This window comes from Vibrio sp. Isolate34 (assembly GCF_022397915.1).
Classification (GTDB): Bacteria; Pseudomonadota; Gammaproteobacteria; order Enterobacterales; family Vibrionaceae; genus Vibrio.
In genome coordinates, this window is sequence record NZ_JAKEUO010000001.1 from 369,802 (window position 1) to 390,234 (window position 20,433).

Annotated in this window: 18 protein-coding genes; 16 read left to right on the forward strand and 2 right to left on the reverse strand. The window is 44.6% G+C overall.

Features of this window, described 5'->3' with window-relative positions:
* Positions 1 to 102: 102 nt before the first annotated feature.
* A complete protein-coding gene (locus L1D22_RS01780; RefSeq protein ID WP_239828502.1) occupies positions 103 to 1,149 on the forward strand; it encodes a lactonase family protein in 1,047 nt (348 codons plus the stop codon).
* A gap of 68 nt (positions 1,150 to 1,217) precedes the next feature.
* Here L1D22_RS01780 and L1D22_RS01785 read toward each other — a convergent pair whose 3' ends face one another.
* A complete protein-coding gene (locus L1D22_RS01785) occupies positions 1,218 to 2,393 on the reverse strand; it encodes a 2-octaprenyl-3-methyl-6-methoxy-1,4-benzoquinol hydroxylase (RefSeq protein WP_239828503.1) in 1,176 nt (391 codons plus the stop codon).
* 307 nt (positions 2,394 to 2,700) lie between these two features.
* Here L1D22_RS01785 and miaB point away from each other — a divergent pair, with 307 nt between their 5' ends.
* From miaB to lnt, 5 genes are all read left to right on the forward strand, one after another.
* Entirely contained in the window at positions 2,701 to 4,125 is a 1,425-nt protein-coding gene (gene miaB, locus L1D22_RS01790) for a tRNA (N6-isopentenyl adenosine(37)-C2)-methylthiotransferase MiaB (RefSeq protein WP_239828504.1), read from the forward strand.
* 163 nt (positions 4,126 to 4,288) lie between these two features.
* Positions 4,289 to 5,410: a PhoH family protein gene (locus L1D22_RS01795; RefSeq protein ID WP_239828505.1), complete on the forward strand. Its 1,122-nt coding sequence runs from the start codon at positions 4,289 to 4,291 to the stop codon at positions 5,408 to 5,410.
* Complete coding sequence (ybeY, locus tag L1D22_RS01800) at positions 5,411 to 5,872, forward strand: rRNA maturation RNase YbeY (protein ID WP_017631906.1); 462 nt, start codon at positions 5,411 to 5,413, stop codon at positions 5,870 to 5,872. It begins immediately after the preceding gene.
* Between the two features lie 118 nt (positions 5,873 to 5,990).
* Positions 5,991 to 6,881: a CNNM family magnesium/cobalt transport protein CorC gene (corC, locus tag L1D22_RS01805; protein ID WP_239828506.1), complete on the forward strand. Its 891-nt coding sequence runs from the start codon at positions 5,991 to 5,993 to the stop codon at positions 6,879 to 6,881.
* Positions 6,882 to 6,913: 32 nt separating this feature from the next.
* Positions 6,914 to 8,428: an apolipoprotein N-acyltransferase gene (lnt, locus tag L1D22_RS01810; protein WP_239828507.1), complete on the forward strand. Its 1,515-nt coding sequence runs from the start codon at positions 6,914 to 6,916 to the stop codon at positions 8,426 to 8,428.
* Positions 8,429 to 8,538: 110 nt separating this feature from the next.
* Here lnt and L1D22_RS01815 read toward each other — a convergent pair whose 3' ends face one another.
* Positions 8,539 to 9,009, reverse strand: a complete 471-nt coding sequence (locus L1D22_RS01815) for a zinc ribbon-containing protein (protein WP_239828508.1) — start codon at positions 9,007 to 9,009, stop codon at positions 8,539 to 8,541.
* A 263-nt stretch (positions 9,010 to 9,272) separates the two neighbouring features.
* Between L1D22_RS01815 and leuS the strand changes: the two genes are divergently transcribed.
* The 10 genes from leuS to ybeD all read left to right on the forward strand — a co-directional run bounded on the left by leuS (position 9,273) and on the right by ybeD (position 20,277).
* Positions 9,273 to 11,849, forward strand: a complete 2,577-nt coding sequence (gene leuS, locus L1D22_RS01820) for a leucine--tRNA ligase (protein ID WP_239828509.1) — start codon at positions 9,273 to 9,275, stop codon at positions 11,847 to 11,849.
* A 231-nt stretch (positions 11,850 to 12,080) separates the two neighbouring features.
* Positions 12,081 to 12,734 carry an LPS assembly lipoprotein LptE gene (gene lptE, locus L1D22_RS01825; protein WP_239828510.1) on the forward strand — a complete coding sequence of 218 codons (654 nt, stop codon included), beginning with the start codon at positions 12,081 to 12,083 and terminating at the stop codon, positions 12,732 to 12,734.
* 12 nt (positions 12,735 to 12,746) lie between these two features.
* Positions 12,747 to 13,772 (forward strand): DNA polymerase III subunit delta, encoded by a 1,026-nt coding sequence (gene holA, locus L1D22_RS01830; RefSeq protein ID WP_239828511.1) that lies wholly within the window; start codon positions 12,747 to 12,749, stop codon positions 13,770 to 13,772.
* A gap of 66 nt (positions 13,773 to 13,838) precedes the next feature.
* Positions 13,839 to 14,156: a ribosome silencing factor gene (gene rsfS / locus L1D22_RS01835; protein ID WP_004735247.1), complete on the forward strand. Its 318-nt coding sequence runs from the start codon at positions 13,839 to 13,841 to the stop codon at positions 14,154 to 14,156.
* 3 nt (positions 14,157 to 14,159) lie between these two features.
* Positions 14,160 to 14,630: a 23S rRNA (pseudouridine(1915)-N(3))-methyltransferase RlmH gene (gene rlmH, locus L1D22_RS01840; protein WP_017068506.1), complete on the forward strand. Its 471-nt coding sequence runs from the start codon at positions 14,160 to 14,162 to the stop codon at positions 14,628 to 14,630.
* 6 nt (positions 14,631 to 14,636) lie between these two features.
* A complete protein-coding gene (gene mrdA / locus L1D22_RS01845; protein ID WP_239828512.1) occupies positions 14,637 to 16,529 on the forward strand; it encodes a penicillin-binding protein 2 in 1,893 nt (630 codons plus the stop codon).
* A complete protein-coding gene (rodA, locus tag L1D22_RS01850; RefSeq protein WP_239828513.1) occupies positions 16,529 to 17,650 on the forward strand; it encodes a rod shape-determining protein RodA in 1,122 nt (373 codons plus the stop codon). The genes mrdA and rodA overlap by 1 nt, the downstream gene beginning before the upstream one ends.
* A 48-nt stretch (positions 17,651 to 17,698) precedes the next feature.
* Positions 17,699 to 18,484 carry a septal ring lytic transglycosylase RlpA family protein gene (locus L1D22_RS01855; RefSeq protein ID WP_239828608.1) on the forward strand — a complete coding sequence of 262 codons (786 nt, stop codon included), beginning with the start codon at positions 17,699 to 17,701 and terminating at the stop codon, positions 18,482 to 18,484.
* 101 nt (positions 18,485 to 18,585) lie between these two features.
* Entirely contained in the window at positions 18,586 to 19,767 is a 1,182-nt protein-coding gene (locus L1D22_RS01860; RefSeq protein WP_017062336.1) for a serine hydrolase, read from the forward strand.
* 231 nt (positions 19,768 to 19,998) lie between these two features.
* Positions 19,999 to 20,277, forward strand: a complete 279-nt coding sequence (ybeD, locus tag L1D22_RS01865; RefSeq protein WP_239828609.1) for a DUF493 family protein YbeD — start codon at positions 19,999 to 20,001, stop codon at positions 20,275 to 20,277.
* Positions 20,278 to 20,433: the final 156 nt, after the last annotated feature.

A 20,433-nucleotide genomic window follows, 5' to 3' on the forward strand; every position in this document is an offset into this window, starting at 1 on the left:
ATCTGCTATCCAGGTCACCAAGTATTTTCTCCTACCTAATCACTTCATGACTTTTTTATAAGACAATGTCGGCTCCATTTTCTAATTGAGTATGACTGCCCTATGAAAACCCTACCTTTAACGATTGGTTGCTACACAGATATTCCCAGTAAAAGCCAAGGCGTGTATCAGACTCAATTAGATTTAGATAACGGAAAGCTATCACCGTTAGAACTCATTGCTGAATGTACCAATCCATCTTTTATCGTAGCGACACAACTCGGGATCTACATGGCTTCTGAAGTTGACCAACCCAAACAGCCACAGTTGGTTCATATAGCTAAAGCTAGCTCAAAGACCGCTAATAACTCAGGGTCTGTCTCTGGTGATCATCCTTGTCATATCACCATTGATCCTAGCCATAAGTTTGCTATTACGTCGCAATACTCATCAGGCACATTCGATATCTTTAGTTTAAGTATCAACGGTAATATCGATAAACGACTCAAAACAATCAAAATGGTCGGTTCTGGTCCAAACAAAGAACGACAAACAGGACCACATGCCCACCAGTGTCTGTTCTTACAAAACTCACCACAATTTGTCACCGTCGATCTTGGCGCCGATAGAATCAACTTTTACTGCTTTGATGAAGAACAGGAAGAGTTTCTAGACGAACCAATGCAATCCATAAAAGCTCCTGCTGGTAATGGACCTCGTCATTTAATCTTCAATAAGGCTGAAGATAAGGCCTATGTGATCTGTGAGCTATCTGAAACGATACTTATGTTGGAAAAGGTTTTAGGTGTATGGAGCATTGTGGAGGAAATAAATGCTCTTCCCAATATGGAGAAAGGCGAAGCAACAGCTGCAATAAAACTATCACCAGATGAACAATTCCTTTATGTGTCTTGTCGACACCAATCAAGGATCAGTAGCTTCAAAATCGAACCGACCACCAAAATGCCTATTTTTATTGATAGCTATATCACTGAAGGTGATTTCCCTCGTGATTTTCATATTACCGACTGCGGGCAATGGCTTATCGCCACAAACCAGCACTCCAATAACATCACGTCATTCAAACGAAATATTGAGGATGGCTCTCTGGTTTATACAGGCTACTCGTTGGAGCTAGATGCGCCTGTTTGTGTGACGCAACAGCGCTAGTAATTATCGGATACAAAAAAGGAGAGCATTTGCTCTCCTTCTCTTTATAAGCAGTCTGAAACGCTCAATTAAAGACCCAAGGCGTATTTCAATACTTGAGCTTTAATCGGGCCTGAATTTTCAGCTAGTTTTAGAGCAGCATTACGCACAAATTTCAGTGGGCCAATGTCATTACTGAAAGTTTTATAGAAGAAATCCATACCACTTTGCATCATCAAGTTATCGCCTCTTCTTATCACCTCATAACGCCTTGCTACAGAATGATTCAGCTCGCCTTTCTCTTTGGTCACATCCAATAGAGCGGCAACATCTTTAAAGCCTAAGTTCACGCCCTGCCCTGCTAATGGGTTGATCGTGTGTGCCGAGTCGCCAACAAGAATGCAGTTGTTCTTAGCGTAAGATTGCGCATGACGTCGAGTGAGAGGGAACGAACCAGAACTGAGGACTTTGATGTCTCCCAGTTCTGTAGGGAAGTTAGCAAGTACTTCATTGCGTAGCTTGTCTGGGCTCATTGCCGAGAGTTGCTTGATACGAGATGGCGAATCATACCAAACTAAGGAACCCTGCCCGACTTCTTTCCCTTCAGAAACGACAGAACACAGAGGAAGAAACGAACGAGGACCACTTGGTAGAAACTGTTGCCAAGTAATGTCTTGCTGAGGGAGTTCAGTTTCCACATTGATAAGCATACAATGTTGGCGGTAATCCCAAGCCGTAATACCAATGCCAGCTTGCTGACGAACAGCTGAATTAGCGCCATCAGCACCAATCACCCATTTAGCCGATAACTCAGCACCAGATTGAAGCTTAACGATATTGTTTTCGCCAAACTCAATAGAATCCAACTTTTCAGGGCACAACAGTTCTAAATTGTCATAATCATCAAACTGGGACCATAAGCCCAATTGAATCAGTCGGTTTTCAACAATGTAGCCCAAACGAGGCAAATCTAGTGACGCAGCATCAAACCGAGTACGACATTCTGGGTGTTCCCACGTCTCTAAACGCTTATAAGAACATACTCGCATCGCTTCTATGTGTTGCCATGCGCCAAGATCTTCAAGCAAATCGACCGATGCTTGAGAAATTGCGGAAACACGAATATCCATCGCTTGCGACTTGTCAAAAGCTTGAGGCGCAAAACCTTCGATCACAGCAACACTCAACCCTTGCTTTGCAAAACCAATCGCTGTTGCTGCACCAACCATGCCGCCGCCGACGACCACAATATCGTAACTGTTCATATTTTGTACTTATCAGTTTGATTCTTTGACTGTTTTTGATTGTACTTTTTCATAACTAACTTGTAACCAAAAACCTTATTTAAAAAAAGGGTTATCCCTTGCTGTGTCTAGCGTTAACGATAATAAAAACCACTACATAAGAGATTTTATCAGACTACTAGTCAGTCGGTTTTGAAACCAGTACAATACGCCGCTTGCTGCTAGAGCCAGTCATAAAATGAATAACTAATTATGACAAATGGTCTTCGCAGATGAATACTGGGCGATTTGCTCCCTTAAATTAAACTAACGATCGAGCGAACAAAAAATGAGTAAGAAACTGCTAATTAAAACTTGGGGCTGTCAGATGAACGAATACGATTCATCAAAAATGGCCGACCTGCTTAACGCTGCTAATGGCTATGAGCTAACTGAAGTACCTGAGGAAGCAGATGTACTACTACTGAATACTTGTTCTATCCGCGAAAAAGCGCAAGAGAAAGTATTCCACCAGCTTGGTCGTTGGAAAACGCTAAAAGATAAGAAAGAAGGCGTGGTGATCGGTGTGGGTGGCTGTGTAGCGACTCAAGAAGGCGATCACATTCGTCAACGTGCACCATACGTAGACGTTATCTTTGGCCCACAAACACTGCACCGTCTTCCTGAGATGATTAAATCTTCTCTATCTAATGACGCGCCAGTGATGGACATCTCTTTCCCTGAGATCGAAAAATTCGATAGCCTGCCTGAACCACGTGCTGAAGGTGCAACGGCGTTCGTTTCTATCATGGAAGGTTGTTCTAAATACTGTACTTACTGCGTTGTGCCTTACACGCGTGGTGAAGAAGTTAGCCGCCCAATGGACGATGTACTGTTCGAAGTGGCTCAACTTGCAGAGCAAGGTGTACGTGAAGTAAACCTACTCGGTCAAAACGTAAACGCATACCGCGGTCCAACACACGAAGGCGATATCTGTTCATTCGCAGACCTGCTTCGTCTTGTGGCTTCTATCGATGGCATCGACCGTATTCGTTTCACAACAAGCCACCCGCTTGAGTTTGGTGATGACATCATCGCAGTTTACGAAGACACTCCAGAGCTAGTGAGCTTCCTTCACTTGCCGGTACAAAGTGGTAGTGACCGTATTCTTACTATGATGAAGCGTCCTCACACAGCGATTGAGTACAAGTCGATTATTCGTAAGCTACGTAAAGCGCGCCCAGACATTCAAATCAGCTCTGACTTTATCGTTGGTTTCCCTGGTGAATCTAACCAAGATTTCCAAGACACGATGAAACTGATCAAAGACGTTGATTTCGATATGAGCTTCAGCTTTATCTTCTCTCCTCGTCCAGGCACACCTGCTGCAGATTACCCATGTGACGTGCCAGAGCAAGAGAAGAAAGATCGTCTATACGAACTACAGCAAACTGTGAACACACAAGCAATGCGCTACTCTCGTCTAATGCTAGGTACAGAACAACGCGTATTGGTTGAAGGTCCATCGAAGAAGAACCTGATGGAACTGCGTGCTCGTACTGAAAACAGCCGCGTAGTGAACTTTGAAGGTTCTGCTGACCTGATCGGCCAGTTCGTAGATGTGAAAATCACAGAAGTATTTGCTAACTCACTCCGTGGTGAAGTAGTTCGTACTGAGAAAGACATGGATCTTCGCAGCGTGATCTCGCCGACTCAAATGATGGCGAACACAAAACGCGAAGACGAGCTAGGTGTAGCGACATTTACGCCATAGGCAATACAACTGTTTGAGCACAAAGCGCAAACACAAAGCTTGAAATTACCTAACTAAGTGACCATCTTAGAAATAGGGATATCACCATCAGAAGCCCGGTCTAAATCGGGCTTTTTGCTCTTTGTTTTATTTAAGAGCGAGTGGCACAAAATGAGAGGCTAATTTGAGCAATAAAATCGTTACCTTAGAGATAAATCTAGAGCCAGCCGACAACAATCGCTTGGCTAGCTTATGCGGACCATTCGACGACAACATCAAGCACCTTGAGCGTCGTCTTGGCGTTGAGATAAATTACCGAAGCAACTTCTTCACCATCGTTGGTAAGCCTCACACAACAGCCGCTGCTTTAGACATCATCAAACACCTCTATGTTGAAACGGCTCCAGTTAAAGGCAACATCATCGATATTGAACCAGAGCAAGTGCACTTAGCGGTCACTGAGTCTGGCATTTTGGAGCAACACGTCGAGTCTGAAATTGATTACGGCAAAGAAGTCACGATCAAGACTAAAAAAGGCGTGATTAAGCCACGTACTCCGAACCAGGCACAGTACCTCATGAACATGGTCACCCATGACATCACTTTTGGTATTGGCCCTGCAGGTACAGGTAAAACATACCTAGCAGTTGCAGCGGCTGTCGATGCACTCGAACGCCAAGAGGTTCGCCGTATTCTACTGACTCGCCCTGCTGTTGAAGCGGGTGAGAAGTTAGGTTTCCTTCCTGGTGATTTAAGCCAGAAAGTCGACCCATATTTACGTCCACTTTACGATGCACTTTTTGAGATGCTCGGTTTTGAGCGTGTTGAAAAGCTGATTGAACGTAACGTGATTGAAGTCGCTCCACTGGCTTACATGCGTGGCCGTACTCTGAATGATGCATTTATCATTCTTGATGAGAGCCAAAACACCACGGTAGAGCAGATGAAAATGTTCTTAACCCGTATTGGTTTTAATTCACGTGCAGTGATCACAGGTGACATTACGCAAATCGATTTACCTCGTGGCGCGAAGTCTGGTCTACGTCATGCAACTGAAGTGTTGAGTGAAGTCGATGACATCAGCTTTAACTTCTTTATGTCTGAGGATGTTGTTCGTCACCCTGTTGTTGCTCGTATCGTTAACGCCTACGAGAAATGGGAAGCAAAAGACCAGAAAGAGCGTAAAGAGTTTGAGAAGCGTAAACGTGAAGAACGCGAAGCCAAACTTCTTGAGGCTCAGCAAACAGTTACGACACAATTAGCAACACAAAATAGTTCTGAGATTACAGAACAAGGTGATAAATAGATGTCCATTGAACTGGACCTGCAAATTGCGGTCGAAAATGAGCAAGGTCTTCCAACCGAGCAAGATATTCAGCTTTGGTTAGACAAGACTATTCCTCAGTTTCAAGAGAACGCCGAGTTGACGGTTCGTATCGTTGATACGGAAGAAAGCCACCAGCTCAATCATGAATACCGTGGTAAAGATAAGCCAACCAACGTGCTGTCTTTCCCATTCGAAGCTCCTCCAGGGATCGAATTAGATCTTCTGGGCGACCTCATTATTTGCCGCCAAGTTGTCGAAAAAGAAGCAGAAGAGCAAAATAAGCCTCTGCTAGCACACTGGGCTCATATGGTTGTACATGGCAGTCTGCATCTGCTAGGTTATGATCATATCGAAGATGATGAAGCTGAAGAGATGGAGTCACTCGAGACAGAAATCATGCAAGCTATGGGGTTTGAAGACCCTTATATTCTAGAAAAGTAAATTGGTTCTAGGTAAGTAGTTTGCAGAGAAACAACGACTCATCGAACCTGTTATTATCAGGAATCTGAGTTGTGATGTGTGCTATCACACTTCTGATAGCGTTATTTTTTGAGAAATCATGAACGAAGGTAACCCCCCCACTTCTGAGGGAAGTAAAAAATCTGAAGGTCCGAGTAGAAAGTCCTTCTTTGAACGCCTAGGCCAACTATTTCAAGGCGAGGTAAAAGACCGCCAAGAGCTCGTAGATGTAATCCGCGACTCAGAAATTAATGACCTAATTGACCACGACACACGCGACATGCTCGAAGGTGTTATGGAAATTTCAGAGATGCGAGTACGCGATATCATGCTGCCTCGCTCTCAAATGGTTACAGTTGAACGCACCGATGATTTAGATACATTGATTGCGCTTATTACTGATGCTCAACACTCTCGCTACCCAGTGATCAGTGAAGATAAAGACCATGTTGAAGGCATTCTATTAGCGAAGGACCTACTTAAGTACTTGGGTTCAGACAGTGCTCCATTTGACATCGAACAAGTGATTCGCCCTGTAGTTGTTGTTCCTGAAAGTAAGCGTGTTGATCGCCTACTCAAGGAATTCCAAGAAGAGCGTTACCACATGTCTATCGTTGTCGATGAGTTTGGCGGTGTCTCTGGCCTAGTAACCATTGAAGATATCCTCGAAGAAATCGTTGGTGAAATTGAAGACGAGTTCGACGATGAAGAAGAGTTAGATATTCGTAAGCTGAGTAAGCATACTTTCTCTGTTAAAGCTTTAACCACTATTGAAGAGTTCAACGACACGTTTAACACTACCTTTAGTGATGATGAAGTAGATACAGTGGGCGGTATGGTGATGACAGCACTCGGTCACCTGCCAGTTCGTGGCGAAATTGTAGAAATCGAAAACTACCATTTCAAAATTACATCTGCAGATAACCGTCGTGTGATTCAGCTACAGGTAACCATTCCTGACGAACAGCCTCTTCCGACTATCGAAGAATAACAACTTCTCTCTAAAGAGATGACAGAAATTAGATGACTAAGACTTTTATTCATCGCCTATTACGGCCGCTTGCGGCCGTTTTTGTTGGCGCTATTACAACCCTTTCATTCGCTCCATACTCAATATGGCCTCTTGCTATTCTCAGCCCAGCTTTGTTGCTGTTATTGATCCACAACCGCTCTCCTAAAAGCGCACTTTGGATTGGTTACGCATGGGGTTTAGGCCAATTCACAACGGGTATCAGCTGGGTATACGTCAGTATTGATGGCTTTGGTGGAATGCCACTGGCAGCCAACTTATTCTTGATGGCACTGCTTGTGGGTTATCTAGCCGTTTACTCAGGGCTTTTTACCTGGAGTTTAAACAAGTTCTTCCCTGCTAATAACCTAAGTCGCTTTTTCCTAGCAGCACCTGCATTGTGGCTCATCAGTGATTGGTTGCGTGGCTGGGTAATGACGGGCTTCCCGTGGTTGTGGCTAGGCTACAGCCAAATTGATTCTCCGCTTGGCTCTTTCGCACCGATTGGTGGTGTAGAGCTAGTGACTCTTGCAATTATCGTCTCAGCTTCTGCGCTCGCTTATACGATCATCAACAAAGCATGGAGTGTCGCTGTCATCCCTGCTGTTGTATTTAGCACCGGTTTTGGTCTTCGCAATATCGACTGGGTGACGCCGAACCCTGACAAAACAACGTCAGTAGTATTGATTCAAGGCAACGTCGACCAAGACAGCAAATGGCTACCTAGCCATCGCTGGCCAACCATGATGAAGTACACCGATTTGAGTAGAGAAAACTGGGACGCCGATATCATCATTTGGCCTGAAGCCGCAATTCCAGCATTCGAAGTTGAGATTCCATCTTTCCTACGTAACTTAGACAGTGCAGCCAAGATGAACAACAGCTCTATCATCACGGGTGTATTGAATCAGTCTGAAGATAAGAAGTACTACAACAGCATTTTATCGCTTGGAGTGAACCCATACGGCGAGTACAGCTATGATCCAAACGAACGCTACCACAAGCATCACCTATTACCATTTGGTGAGTTTGTGCCGTTTGAAGACATCCTACGCCCGTTAGCGCCGTTCTTTAATTTGCCAATGTCATCGTTTAGCCGTGGCGATTACGTTCAACCAAACATCGTTGCTAATGGTCGTCACCTTGCACCAGCGCTTTGCTATGAGATCATATTTAATGATCAAGTTCGACAGAACGTGACGGATGAAACCGACTTTATTCTAACGCTCTCTAACGATGCATGGTTCGGCCGTTCAATTGGCCCGTTGCAACATATGGAAATCGCACAAATGCGTGCTCTAGAGCTTGGTAAGCCGCTTATTCGCTCGACCAACAATGGTGTAACGGCAGTAACGGATCACAAAGGTAATATCATCAAGCAAATCCCGCAATTTGAAACAGCAGTATTAAAAGCTGAGCTTGTTTCAACAGATGGTCAAACCCCTTATCACGTGGTCGGTACTTGGCCGCTGTATATCTGGGCTTTGTTGAGCTTAATGATTGGCTGGCTTGTTAGAAGAAAAGACTAAATTCAACGAAAATTATTTGAGGGTTGACCAATTTCGGTCAACCCTTTTTTATTACTACGATTTTGAACTGGTGACGCTGATTTGAACTAGTGACGCTATCGCTCGATATTTTATGGCTTAAGCGCTTTGCGGCTAAACCCTTTCGAACCACATTTGATACACGGAATGATCGTCGTTGGGTGGTTATATTCGGTTTGATGACCACACTCATCACAGACCAGCGTACCTAACCCAATAACCTCATCAGCTTGATACAAACCCTGATGCTCTAAATCTTGGAACAGCTCAACCCATTCCACCTTAGTGCGATCGGTAATATCCAATAGACCTTGCCAAATAGAGTCAGCAATCATCAAGTAGAACGGGCCGCTTTTACTCTCTTCATAACTTTCAGAGAATTCTTTCAAGTCCGACTTCACATAGGCTGAAATCAGCGATAGTTCATCTTTAGTCATGTCATTGGCTGCTTTCGCAAACTTACTTGACGTTTCAATTTTGTTGTTGAGCTCTTCAGGACTATGCTTCAGCGTTTCGATGACCTCTTCAACCACTTCTTCATAGAGTGCTTTTTTCTTCGGCATAACAACCTCCTTAAGATAACCAACTTTTACGCCTGCAAACGGATGTGTCGCAATGCACTCCCGCTCACAAACAAATGCAATTCATACTCTTAAGTATAGTTGCCCTGCGAAATTCAGTGAAAATTACGGCATCTACTAGGCAGCAACTGCAAGTATGAAGGGTATAACTATTGTTGTACTAGGCTCCTTTAGGTATTCTATGACGATCTGTAAGATTCTGTTCTAACCGAACTCACAAATTCCAAGATAACCGGATACCATCGATGCAAGAACAATATAACCCGCAAGAGATTGAACAAAAGGTTCAACAACACTGGGATGACAGCGAGACTTTCGTTGTAAGTGAAGACCCAAACAAAGAAAAATTCTACTGTCTTTCTATGTTCCCGTACCCAAGTGGCCGACTGCACATGGGTCACGTGCGTAACTACACCATCGGTGATGTGGTATCTCGTTTCCAACGTCTACAAGGCAAAAACGTAATGCAGCCAATCGGTTGGGATGCATTCGGCCTACCTGCAGAAAACGCAGCTGTTAAGAACAACACAGCGCCTGCACCATGGACTTACGAAAACATCGAGTACATGAAAAACCAGCTTAAGCTTTTAGGCTTTGGTTACGACTGGAACCGTGAATTCGCAACGTGTACGCCTGAGTACTACCGTTGGGAGCAAGAGTTCTTCACTAAGCTTTACGAAAAAGGCCTAGTTTACAAGAAGACTTCTTCTGTTAACTGGTGTCCGAACGACCAAACGGTACTTGCAAACGAGCAAGTAGAAGACGGTTGCTGCTGGCGTTGTGACACTCCAGTAGAACAAAAGAAGATTCCACAGTGGTTCATTAAAATCACTGAGTACGCTCAAGAGCTACTAGACGACCTAGACAACCTTGAAGGTTGGCCTGAAATGGTTAAGACCATGCAGCGTAACTGGATCGGTCGCTCTGAAGGTGTTGAGCTATCTTTCGCTGTTAACGGTGAAGAAGCGCCACTAGAAGTGTACACAACTCGTCCTGATACACTAATGGGCGTTTCTTACGTTGGCATCGCTGCAGGTCACCCGCTTGCAGAGAAAGCGTCTCAAAACAACCCTGAGCTTGCAGCATTCGTTGAAGAGTGTCGTAACACTAAAGTTGCTGAAGCAGAACTAGCAACGATGGAAAAGAAAGGCATGGATACTGGCTTAACGGCTATCCACCCTCTTAACGGTCGTGTTGTTCCTGTTTACGTAGCAAACTTCGTTCTTATGGATTACGGCACAGGTGCGGTAATGGCGGTTCCTGCTCACGATCAACGTGACTACGAATTCGCAACTAAGTACGGCATCGATATCATCCCAGTAATCAAACCTGAAGATGGTTCTGAACTAGATGTTTCTGAAGCCGCTTACACAGAGAAAGGCGTACTGTTCGATTCTGGTGAATTCGATGGTCTTGCTTTCCAAGAAGCATTTGATGCAATCGCTGCGAAGCTTGAAGCTGAAGGTAAAGGTAAGAAGACAGTAAACTTCCGTCTACGTGACTGGGGTGTATCTCGTCAGCGTTACTGGGGTGCGCCAATCCCAATGGTAACCACTGAAGATGGTGAAGTTCACCCAGTACCAGCAGACCAGCTGCCAGTTATTCTTCCAGAAGACGTAGTAATGGATGGCGTAACTAGCCCAATCAAGGCTGACAAGTCTTGGGCTGAGACAACATTCAACGGCGAGCCGGCTCTACGTGAGACAGACACGTTCGATACGTTCATGGAATCTTCTTGGTACTACGCTCGTTACTGTTCACCACAAGCTGACGACATCCTAGACCCAGAAAAAGCGAACTACTGGCTACCAGTAGACCAGTACATCGGTGGTATCGAGCACGCTTGTATGCACCTATTGTACTCTCGTTTCTTCCATAAGTTGCTACGTGATGCAGGTTACGTAACGTCTGACGAACCGTTTAAGCAGCTTCTATGTCAAGGTATGGTTCTAGCTGACGCATTCTTCCACACGAATGAAAAAGGCACGAAAGAGTGGATTGCTCCTACTGACGTGACTATCGATCGTGACGGTAAAGGCCGTATCGAAAAAGCTGTCGACAACCAAGGCCGCGAAGTTGAACACTCAGGCATGATCAAGATGTCTAAGTCGAAAAACAACGGTATCGACCCACAAGAGATGGTAGACAAGTACGGTGCTGACACAGTACGTCTATTCATGATGTTTGCATCTCCTGCAGACATGACACTTGAGTGGCAAGAGTCTGGCGTTGAAGGCGCAAACCGCTTCCTTAAGCGTGTTTGGAAGCTGGTTCACGCTCACTCTTCTAAGGGTGTTGCTGAATCTGTTGATGCTTCTGCTCTGTCTGGTGACCAAAAAGCACTGCGTCGTGATATCCACAAGACTATCGCGAAAGTAACGGACGATATCGGCCGTCGCCAAACGTTCAACACAGCGATCGCTGCAATCATGGAACTGATGAACAAGCTAGCGAAAGCACCTCAAGAGTCTGTACAAGATCGTGCAATCCTTGATGAAGCGCTAAAAGCTGTCGTTCGCATGCTTTACCCAATGACTCCTCACATCTCTTACGAAATGTGGATTGCACTGGGTGAATCAAACGTAGATTCAGCAACATGGCCAACTTTCGATGAGAAAGCGCTAATTGAAGACGAGAAGACTATCGTTGTAATGATCAACGGTAAGCTACGTGCGAAACTGACCGTTGCTGCTGATGCAACCGAAGAGCAAGTTCGTGAGCTTGGTCTAAACGATGAGAACGCTAAGAAGTTCCTAGATGGCCTAACGATCCGTAAGGTTATCTTCGTACCTGGTAAGCTTCTAAACATCGTAGCTAATTAATAATAGTTAACTAACATTGGCTAACTAAAGTGCAGACCAAAACTAGCTAACTGGTTTTAGTCTGCATATATAGCTGTTGTAACGAACTTATTTCGTTTTTAGCAGTCTCTAGACAGGGTAATTAAATTGCCCTGTCTACTTATTTAAACGCTTTACTTTCAGTGACTAACCCCACGCCAACAAACTAAAGCCTTTAAATAAGTATTCTACCTTCATGAGAACCATCAAATAATGCGCCTGATTTCACTATCTTCATTGAAAGTTACGATTGTTGTTCTAACCGTTAGCCTATTGAGTGCCTGTGGTTTTCACCTACGTGGTGACTACTCTGTGCCAGAAGAACTTAACAAGATCTCTGTGACCAGTTACGACCAATACAGTACGTTCACGCGTATGATGAAGGGTCAACTGCGCATGAACGATGTAGAAATTGTGCCGCCTGCGGAGAACACTCCTAACCTTCATATCATTAGCGAAAGTGTTGGAGAGCGAACATTGTCTCTTTACCAAAACACTCGCGCTGCTGAGAAAGAGCTTACATTCCGCGCTAGGTACCGTGTAACGATCCCAGAGCTAGGCTCAAAGACATTTTCAACCAACGTAACCCGTAGCTACCTAGACAACCCGTTAACAGCTCTCGCGAAATCGGTTGAGCGCGACATGATCGAAGATGAGATGCGTAAACTAGCGACTAGCCAAATCCTTCGTCAAATGGCTCGTCTTAAAGCGAATATTGCCGCTGACAGCATGGATCTAGAATCACTAGAACACAATCAGGTTAAAGAGCTTGAAAAGCAGTACAACATCAAAAATATTGAAGTTGAAGACGTTGAAGTTGCTCCAAATTCTGAGGAGCAGCCGGAACTCAGCGAACCTGCTCAATAATAGGTTTATTTGATGCGTATTTTTGCTGACCGCTTACCTGAACAACTTGCTAAACAGCTGAGCAACGTTTACCTGATTTTTGGTAACGAACCTCTGCTGTTACAAGAAAGCCGAGAAGCGATCTTGAAAACAGCTAAGCAACAAGGCTTCGAAGAACGTCACCGCTTTGTGATCGAAAACAGTCTCGATTGGAATGAGGTTTACGATTGCACTCAAGCACTCAGCCTATTCTCTAGCCGTCAGGTCATCGAACTTGAGCTTCCGGAGTCGGGTGTCAATGCGGCGATAGCAAAAGAGCTACTCGCGATCTCCGAGCATATCCATAGCGATATCTTATTGATCTTGGTTGGCACTAAGCTAACCAAAGCTCAAGAGAGTGCAAAATGGTTTAAAGCGCTCTCTAATCAAGGACATTGGGTCAGTTGTTTAACTCCAGATGTCAGCCGATTACCTCAATTTGTCCAAGCACGCTGTCGCCAAATCGGTTTATCTCCAGACTCTGAAGCCGTTCAAATGCTGGCGCAATGGCACGAAGGCAACCTTTTTGCATTGACTCAGAGCCTAGAGAAACTGGCGCTGCAATACCCTGATGGAAAGCTCACTTTAGTCCGCTTAGAAGAATCGCTGAGTCGCCACAACCATTTTACTCCGTTCCATTGGAGTGATGCATTACTCGCAGGTAAAGGCAATCGAGCACAGCGGATTCTACGACAGCTAGAAGCGGAAGGCGTTGAACCTGTTATTCTGCTGCGTAGCATACAACGTGAGCTTGCACTGCTATTGCAGATGCAGCAACAAATGAAACAGATGCCGATTGGTCAGGTTTTCGAAAAACACCGCATCTGGCAATCGAAAAAGCCGCTTTATAACGCCGCGCTAACAAGAGTTTCGATTTCTCGATTACACTCTTTGTTCGCGCTGCTCACTCAAGCTGAATTGATGACAAAAACTCAATATGAACAGTCGCCATGGCCACTAATTCATCAGTTAAGCGTAGAGTTTTGTATCCCTTCAGCTTCAATACCATTCCACGCATAAAAGCGTGTTATATTCTAGGGTCAACAAGCCCTAAACAAAGCTAAATTCAGATTAAAGGAACACCCAGTGTTACGTGAAGAACTAAAAGATTTTCTTGCAGACAAAGCCGACGACATGAAAGCAGAATCGATTGTGACTATCGATGTAGAAGGCAAATCAAGTGTGACGGATTACATGATTGTTTGTACTGGTACCTCTAAACGCCATGTTGCTTCTATTGCACAGCATGTTGCTGATGAAGTGCGTAAAGCGGGTATGCAACCTCTAGGTATGGACGGTCAGCAAGAAGGTGAATGGGTTGTTCTAGATATGGGCACAAGCATGCTTCACGTTATGCAAGAAGAGCATCGTGAGCTGTACCAACTAGAAAAACTTTGGGGCTAAGCTTTGAAGATCCAGTTAATCGCAGTTGGCACAAAAATGCCAAAGTGGGTTGAAGAAGGGTTTCAAGAATACAAACGCCGCTTCCCTCACGATATGCCATTAGAGCTCATTGAAATTACTGCAGGAAAGCGCGGTAAAAATGCTGACATTGCACGCATTCTTCAAAAAGAAGGCGAAGCAATGCTGGCTGCAGTTCCAAAAGGCAACCGCATTGTCACGCTCGATATCCCGGGTAGAAAGTGGGATACACCTCAACTTGCTGAGCAGTTAGAAAGTTGGAAGCTGGATGGACGTGACGTATCTATCCTAATTGGCGGGCCTGAAGGATTAGCACCTGCATGTAAAGCGGCTGCAGACCAAAGTTGGTCTCTGTCTGCGCTGACTCTCCCTCACCCATTAGTACGCGTTATCATGGCTGAAAGCTTGTATCGAGCTTGGAGCATCACTGCTAACCACCCTTATCATCGAGAATAAGCGTTAATGTTACGTAAACGTAGCCAAATCCGTGATTACAAAGCAGAAGCACGACTATTTACTAGCCGTGCTTTTGTTGCGTTTGCGGGGATCATAGTCATGATGTCGATGTTGGTTGTTAACCTGTACAACATTCAGGTCAATCAATACCAAGACTATAAAACTCGTTCTAATGACAACCGTATCAAGGTCGTTCCAATCGCCCCTAACCGCGGTTTGATTTACGATCGCAACGGTGTACTTCTTGCCGAAAACCGTCCTGTTTTCAACCTAGAAATCATACCCGAAAGAATCAAAGATATGGATGACACGCTTGCCCGTCTGCAAGCATTAATCGAGATCCCACCAGAACGTATCGAGCGCTTTAATCGTGATCGTCGTAATTCACGACGCTTTAAATCAGTACCGATTCTGAATCAACTCTCTGAAGAACAAGTTGCCGTCTTCTCTGTAAACCAACACAAATTCCCAGGTGTTGAGGTTACTGGAACTTTGAAGCGTTTCTACCCTTACGGTGATGTACTCACTCACGTAATTGGCTACGTATCGCGCATCAATGACCGTGATATGCAGCGCTTAGTACGAGAAGAAAAAGACGCCAATTACCAAGCAACTCGTGATATCGGTAAGTTGGGTATTGAGCGTTATTATGAAGACATGTTGCACGGTACTGCAGGCTATCAAGAAGTCGAAGTAAACAGCCGAGGGCGAGTGATTCGTACTCTCAAATTTGTACCTTCGGTTCCGGGCAAAGATATCGTACTTAACTTAGATATCAAGCTACAGCTATACGTACATAAGTTACTTGATGGCCGCCGTGGTTCAGCTATCGTTCTCGACCCGAAAGACAATGGCGTGTTAGCCATGGTATCGAGCCCAAGCTACGACCCAAACGCATTCGTGCATGGTATCTCGTCTAAAGGCTATAACGCGCTACTTCAAGACAAAAACCGCCCTTTAGTTAACCGTGCAACGCTTGGTATTTATCCACCAGCGTCGACGATCAAGCCATTCATTGCTGTTGCTGCTCTGCAAGAAGGCGTGATTACACCAAACACTACGCGCAATGACCCAGGCTATTGGAAGATACCAAATTCAAAAACGAGACCATTCCGTGACTGGTTACGTTGGGGACACGGTGTCGTGGATATAGAGAAAGCGATTGAAGAGTCGGTGGATACCTTCTTTTACCAAATTGCTTATGATCTCGGCATTGATCGCATATCTAAATGGATGATGATGTTCGGCTTCGGTGATTATACTGGCATCGATATCTACGAAGAAAGCAAAGCCAATATGCCAACTCGTGATTGGAAGATGGCTAGACACCGTGTGCCTTGGTATCAAGGTGACACCATCCCTGTTGGCATTGGCCAAGGCTACTGGACTGCAACACCAATGCAGATTGCGAAAGCAACCTCTGTATTAGTCAATGAAGGTGAAGTGACAGCGCCTCACCTACTTCGTTCAACCATTGATAATGGCCGTCCATTCGATGAACAAATCATGTCAGACATTGAAACTTACCCACCGCTAACTGGGGTTAAGAAGAAGTACTGGGATATCGCTCAGGAAGGTATGAGGCTGGCTAACCACGGTAAGAAAGGTACGGCAAGACGTTCATTCCAAAAGATGTCTTACCAAACCGCTGGTAAATCGGGTACTGCGCAGGTATTCGGCCTTAAAGAAGATGAAGAGTACAACGCGGACGAAATCGCAGAGCACTTGCGTGATCATGCCCTCTTTACTGGCTATGCGCCTTTTGAAGATCCAGAAGCCGTCGTGACCATCGTTCTAGAGAATGCAGGTGGCGGTTCTTCTAACGGCGGCCCAGTAGTAAGAAGGATTTTAGACCATATTATCCTTGCAGAAGATTATCAAAGTGAGCCAATTAAATAATGAAACTTGATCCCTCAACTGGACGAAATAGAGCCTTATTCGAAAGGCTACATATCGATCTGCCATTATTGCTCGGCATTCTGGTTTTAATGGGCTTTGCCTTATTGATCATGTACAGCGCAAGCGGACAAAGCCTTGCGATGATGGATCGCCAAGCGATGCGTATGGCTCTGTCTTTAGGTGTGATGATCTTCCTAGCGCAAATCTCACCGCGTACCTACGAAACCTTAGCTCCGCTGCTGTTTTCTGGCGGTGTTATCTTACTATTAGGCGTATTGTTCTTTGGTGAAGCCTCTAAAGGTGCCCAACGTTGGTTGAACTTCGGCTTTATCCGATTCCAACCCTCAGAGTTATTGAAGCTGGCAGTACCTTTGATGCTGGCACGATTTATCGGTAAGCGCTCACTACCACCAACTTTCCAAACGCTCGCGATCTCGCTAGTGATGGTATTTGTACCGACGATTTTAATCGCGAAGCAACCCGATTTAGGTACTTCTATCCTTATCGCAGCGTCCGGTATCTTCGTAATATTCCTATCGGGTATTAGCTGGAAGATCATCGCCAGTGCTGCGATAGCACTTGGGGCGTTCATACCAATTCTGTGGTTCTTCTTGATGCGTGAATATCAAAAAGTACGTGTAAGAACCCTTTTTGATCCTGAATCAGATCCATTAGGTGCGGGCTACCACATCATTCAGAGTAAGATTGCGATAGGTTCTGGTGGCATATCAGGAAAAGGCTGGCTGCAAGGTACTCAATCTCAACTAGAATTCATCCCAGAGCGTCACACCGACTTCATTTTTGCGGTTATTGCCGAAGAATGGGGCATGATCGGTATTTTGTTCTTGCTTGCTATCTACCTGTTTATTATTGGACGCGGTTTAGTACTGGCTAGCCAAGCTCAAACGGCTTTTGGTCGAATGATGGGCGGCAGTATCGTACTGAGCTTCTTCGTCTATATTTTTGTAAACATTGGCATGGTAAGCGGCATCCTACCGGTTGTAGGTGTCCCTCTTCCTCTGGTCAGTTATGGCGGCACTTCAATGGTTACCCTTATGGCTGGTTTTGGTATTTTAATGTCGATCCACACACACAGAAAAGCATTCTCAAAGGCGACCTAATCGATGTCTATTACAACGTTTTCAAAAAAAACATCCTTGGTTGATGAGCTGCCAATTAAAAAAATCCTCTCTATTGTTGGGCTAGCAATTTTAATCAATGGCTGTTCTTCACAGAAACCAACAGGTCGCTACGATATTGATTCAGATATTGCGCCAGATGCGCCGATCTCGGTAGAGCATTTAGAGGATGCTCATCCTCAATATGAACCCTACAGTTTAGGTGGTAACAATAACTACACACTGCGCGGTGAAGACTACAAAATCGTCAAAGAGACGGAAGGATTTACCGAGAAAGGTAAAGCGTCTTGGTACGGTAAGAAATTTCATGGCCATTTAACCTCAAATGGCGAGATTTACGACATGTATTCGATGTCTGCAGCGCACAAAACATTGCCGATTCCAAGCTATGTAAAAGTGACCAATACCGACAACAACAAAACCACGATTGTTCGCATCAATGACCGCGGCCCATTCCACGAAGGCCGAATCATTGACCTTAGTTATGCGGCCGCTTACAAGCTCGATGTATTAAGAACTGGCACTGCAAATGTTGAGATAGAAGTCATTACTGTAGCTATGCCAACCGACGCTAAGAAAAAGGCCGCTTTGCCGCAATTTATTATTCAAGTTGCCACATCTCCGCATGAGGATAGAACAGAGAAGTTGGCCAAAGATCTAAGCGAAAAGCTAGAAGTAGCAACGTTCTTGCAGCCAAATGATGACAACTACCGTCTGATGCTTGGGCCATTTCATGACTATGCTCTGACTCAAGAGAAATTAGAACAAGTTAAGCTAATGGGTTACCCGTCAGCTTATATAAAAAACACACCCTAACTCGCTAATTAATCTAACAGTTACTTCTGGTAATCAGCGCTCTGGTGTGACAGAGTGATTCTGTTAATATATGAATAGTTCACCAAATAATTGCATTCAAAATGATTAAATCTAATAAACTTGTTAAATCGATTTTTGCTACTTCTGTTGCGCTTTCTGCAACGATAGCTACATCGTCATTCGCCGCTCCAATTGTTGTTCCTGATGCACCTCAAATCGCCGCTAAAGGTTTTGTTCTGATGGATTACCATTCAGGCAAAGTACTAGCAGAGAAAGAGATGAATACTCAACTTTCTCCAGCAAGTTTAACCAAGATGATGACGAGCTACGTGATCGGCCAAGAGCTTGATCGTGGCAACATCAACCTAAACGACGATGTTGTAATCAGTGAAAATGCTTGGGCTAAAAACTTCCCAGATTCATCTAAGATGTTCGTTGAAGTTGGTACTACGGTTAAAGTTGAAGAATTGAACCGCGGGATCATCATTCAATCAGGTAACGATGCATGTGTTGCTATGGCTGAACACATCGCTGGCTCTGAAGATGCATTCGTTGACCTAATGAACGCTTGGGCAAGCTCTATCGGTATGAAAGACACGCACTTTGCTAACGTGCACGGTCTAGACAACCCGAACCTATACTCAACGCCTTACGATATGGCGCTACTTGGTCAGGCGCTAATTCGCGACGTTCCTGATGAATACCGTATCTACTCACAGAAAAAATTCACTTACAACGGCATCACCCAGTACAACCGTAACGGTCTGTTATGGGATAAGAGCATGAACGTTGACGGGATCAAAACTGGCCACACAAGCAACGCAGGTTACAGCCTAGTAAGCTCAGCAACAGAAGGCAAAATGCGCCTAGTCGCTGTTGTAATGGGTACTAAGAATGCGAACGCTCGTAAAACAGAAAGCAAAAAGCTTCTTAGCTACGGTTTCCGTTTCTTCGAAACAGTGGCACCGCACACTGCTGGTGAAACCTTCGTAGAAGAGAAAATCTGGATGGGTAGCAAGGACACAGTTGCGCTAGGCGTCGACGAAGATACTTTCGTGACTCTACCTCGTGGCCAAGCTAAAAACCTAAAAGCAAGCTTTGTACTTGAGAAAGAGCTTGAAGCGCCAATCAGTAAAGGCGATGTGGTTGGTAAACTATTCTACCAAGTTGATGGTGAAGATGTTGCTGAATACCCGCTACTAGCACTTGAAGATGTAGACCAAGGCAGCCTATTTAGCCGCCTGTGGGATTACCTAGTACTGCTGTTCAAAGGCTTATTCTAAGTAGGTAAAAGGTTTTTCTAAACAAAACCTAAGCTTATTGGAAAGCTAACCTAATGAGTAAGTTCATGATTTACTCATTAACGAAACAAAAGCCGCCATGTGCGGCTTTTGTTGATCTTGAGTTCGGTGATATTTACACGTAATATTCCGCCTTATTACTCGTGTCTGTTGACCGAAAACGTTTTTTATCGACATTTCGCCTATTTGCGAGATTCTAGCCTTTTGGAGCTAATCATGAACATCAATTCTGATGCAAAACTAAAAGATCTCTTAGAGTTCCCTTGTTCATTCACTTATAAAGTTATGGGCCACGCGAAGCCAGAACTGACTGAGCTAGTGCTAGAAGTGATTCAGCGTCATGCTCCTGGTGACTACAGCCCAACGCTAAAACCGAGTGCAAAAGGTAACTACCACTCTGTTTCTATCAACATTACAGCGACATCAATTGAGCAAGTAGAAGCGCTATATAAAGAACTGGGCGAGATCGAAATCGTTCGTATGGTTCTGTAACCTTCAATTACACATGAAAACAGCGGCTTATTGCCGCTGTTTTTGTTTAAAGTACAGTATCGACACCAAATTCATTCAACTTAATTTTAAATAAACACAAAGAAAGTTGAAAAACCTTGCAGTCCGTCTGTAGTTAGAATCATGTTTCGCGTTTAT

Coding starts and splice junctions, on each gene's coding strand:
- L1D22_RS01785 (WP_239828503.1), bottom strand. CDS start 2,393: ATGAACAGTTACGATATTGTGGTCGTCGGCGGCGGCATGGTTGGTGCA.
- lnt (WP_239828507.1), top strand. CDS start 6,914: ATGACTAAGACTTTTATTCATCGCCTATTACGGCCGCTTGCGGCCGTT.
- rodA (WP_239828513.1), top strand. CDS start 16,529: ATGAAACTTGATCCCTCAACTGGACGAAATAGAGCCTTATTCGAAAGG.
- L1D22_RS01815 (WP_239828508.1), bottom strand. CDS start 9,009: ATGCCGAAGAAAAAAGCACTCTATGAAGAAGTGGTTGAAGAGGTCATC.
- miaB (WP_239828504.1), top strand. CDS start 2,701: ATGAGTAAGAAACTGCTAATTAAAACTTGGGGCTGTCAGATGAACGAA.
- ybeY (WP_017631906.1), top strand. CDS start 5,411: ATGTCCATTGAACTGGACCTGCAAATTGCGGTCGAAAATGAGCAAGGT.
- lptE (WP_239828510.1), top strand. CDS start 12,081: ATGCGCCTGATTTCACTATCTTCATTGAAAGTTACGATTGTTGTTCTA.
- corC (WP_239828506.1), top strand. CDS start 5,991: ATGAACGAAGGTAACCCCCCCACTTCTGAGGGAAGTAAAAAATCTGAA.
- L1D22_RS01780 (WP_239828502.1), top strand. CDS start 103: ATGAAAACCCTACCTTTAACGATTGGTTGCTACACAGATATTCCCAGT.
- holA (WP_239828511.1), top strand. CDS start 12,747: ATGCGTATTTTTGCTGACCGCTTACCTGAACAACTTGCTAAACAGCTG.
- L1D22_RS01860 (WP_017062336.1), top strand. CDS start 18,586: ATGATTAAATCTAATAAACTTGTTAAATCGATTTTTGCTACTTCTGTT.
- leuS (WP_239828509.1), top strand. CDS start 9,273: ATGCAAGAACAATATAACCCGCAAGAGATTGAACAAAAGGTTCAACAA.
- mrdA (WP_239828512.1), top strand. CDS start 14,637: ATGTTACGTAAACGTAGCCAAATCCGTGATTACAAAGCAGAAGCACGA.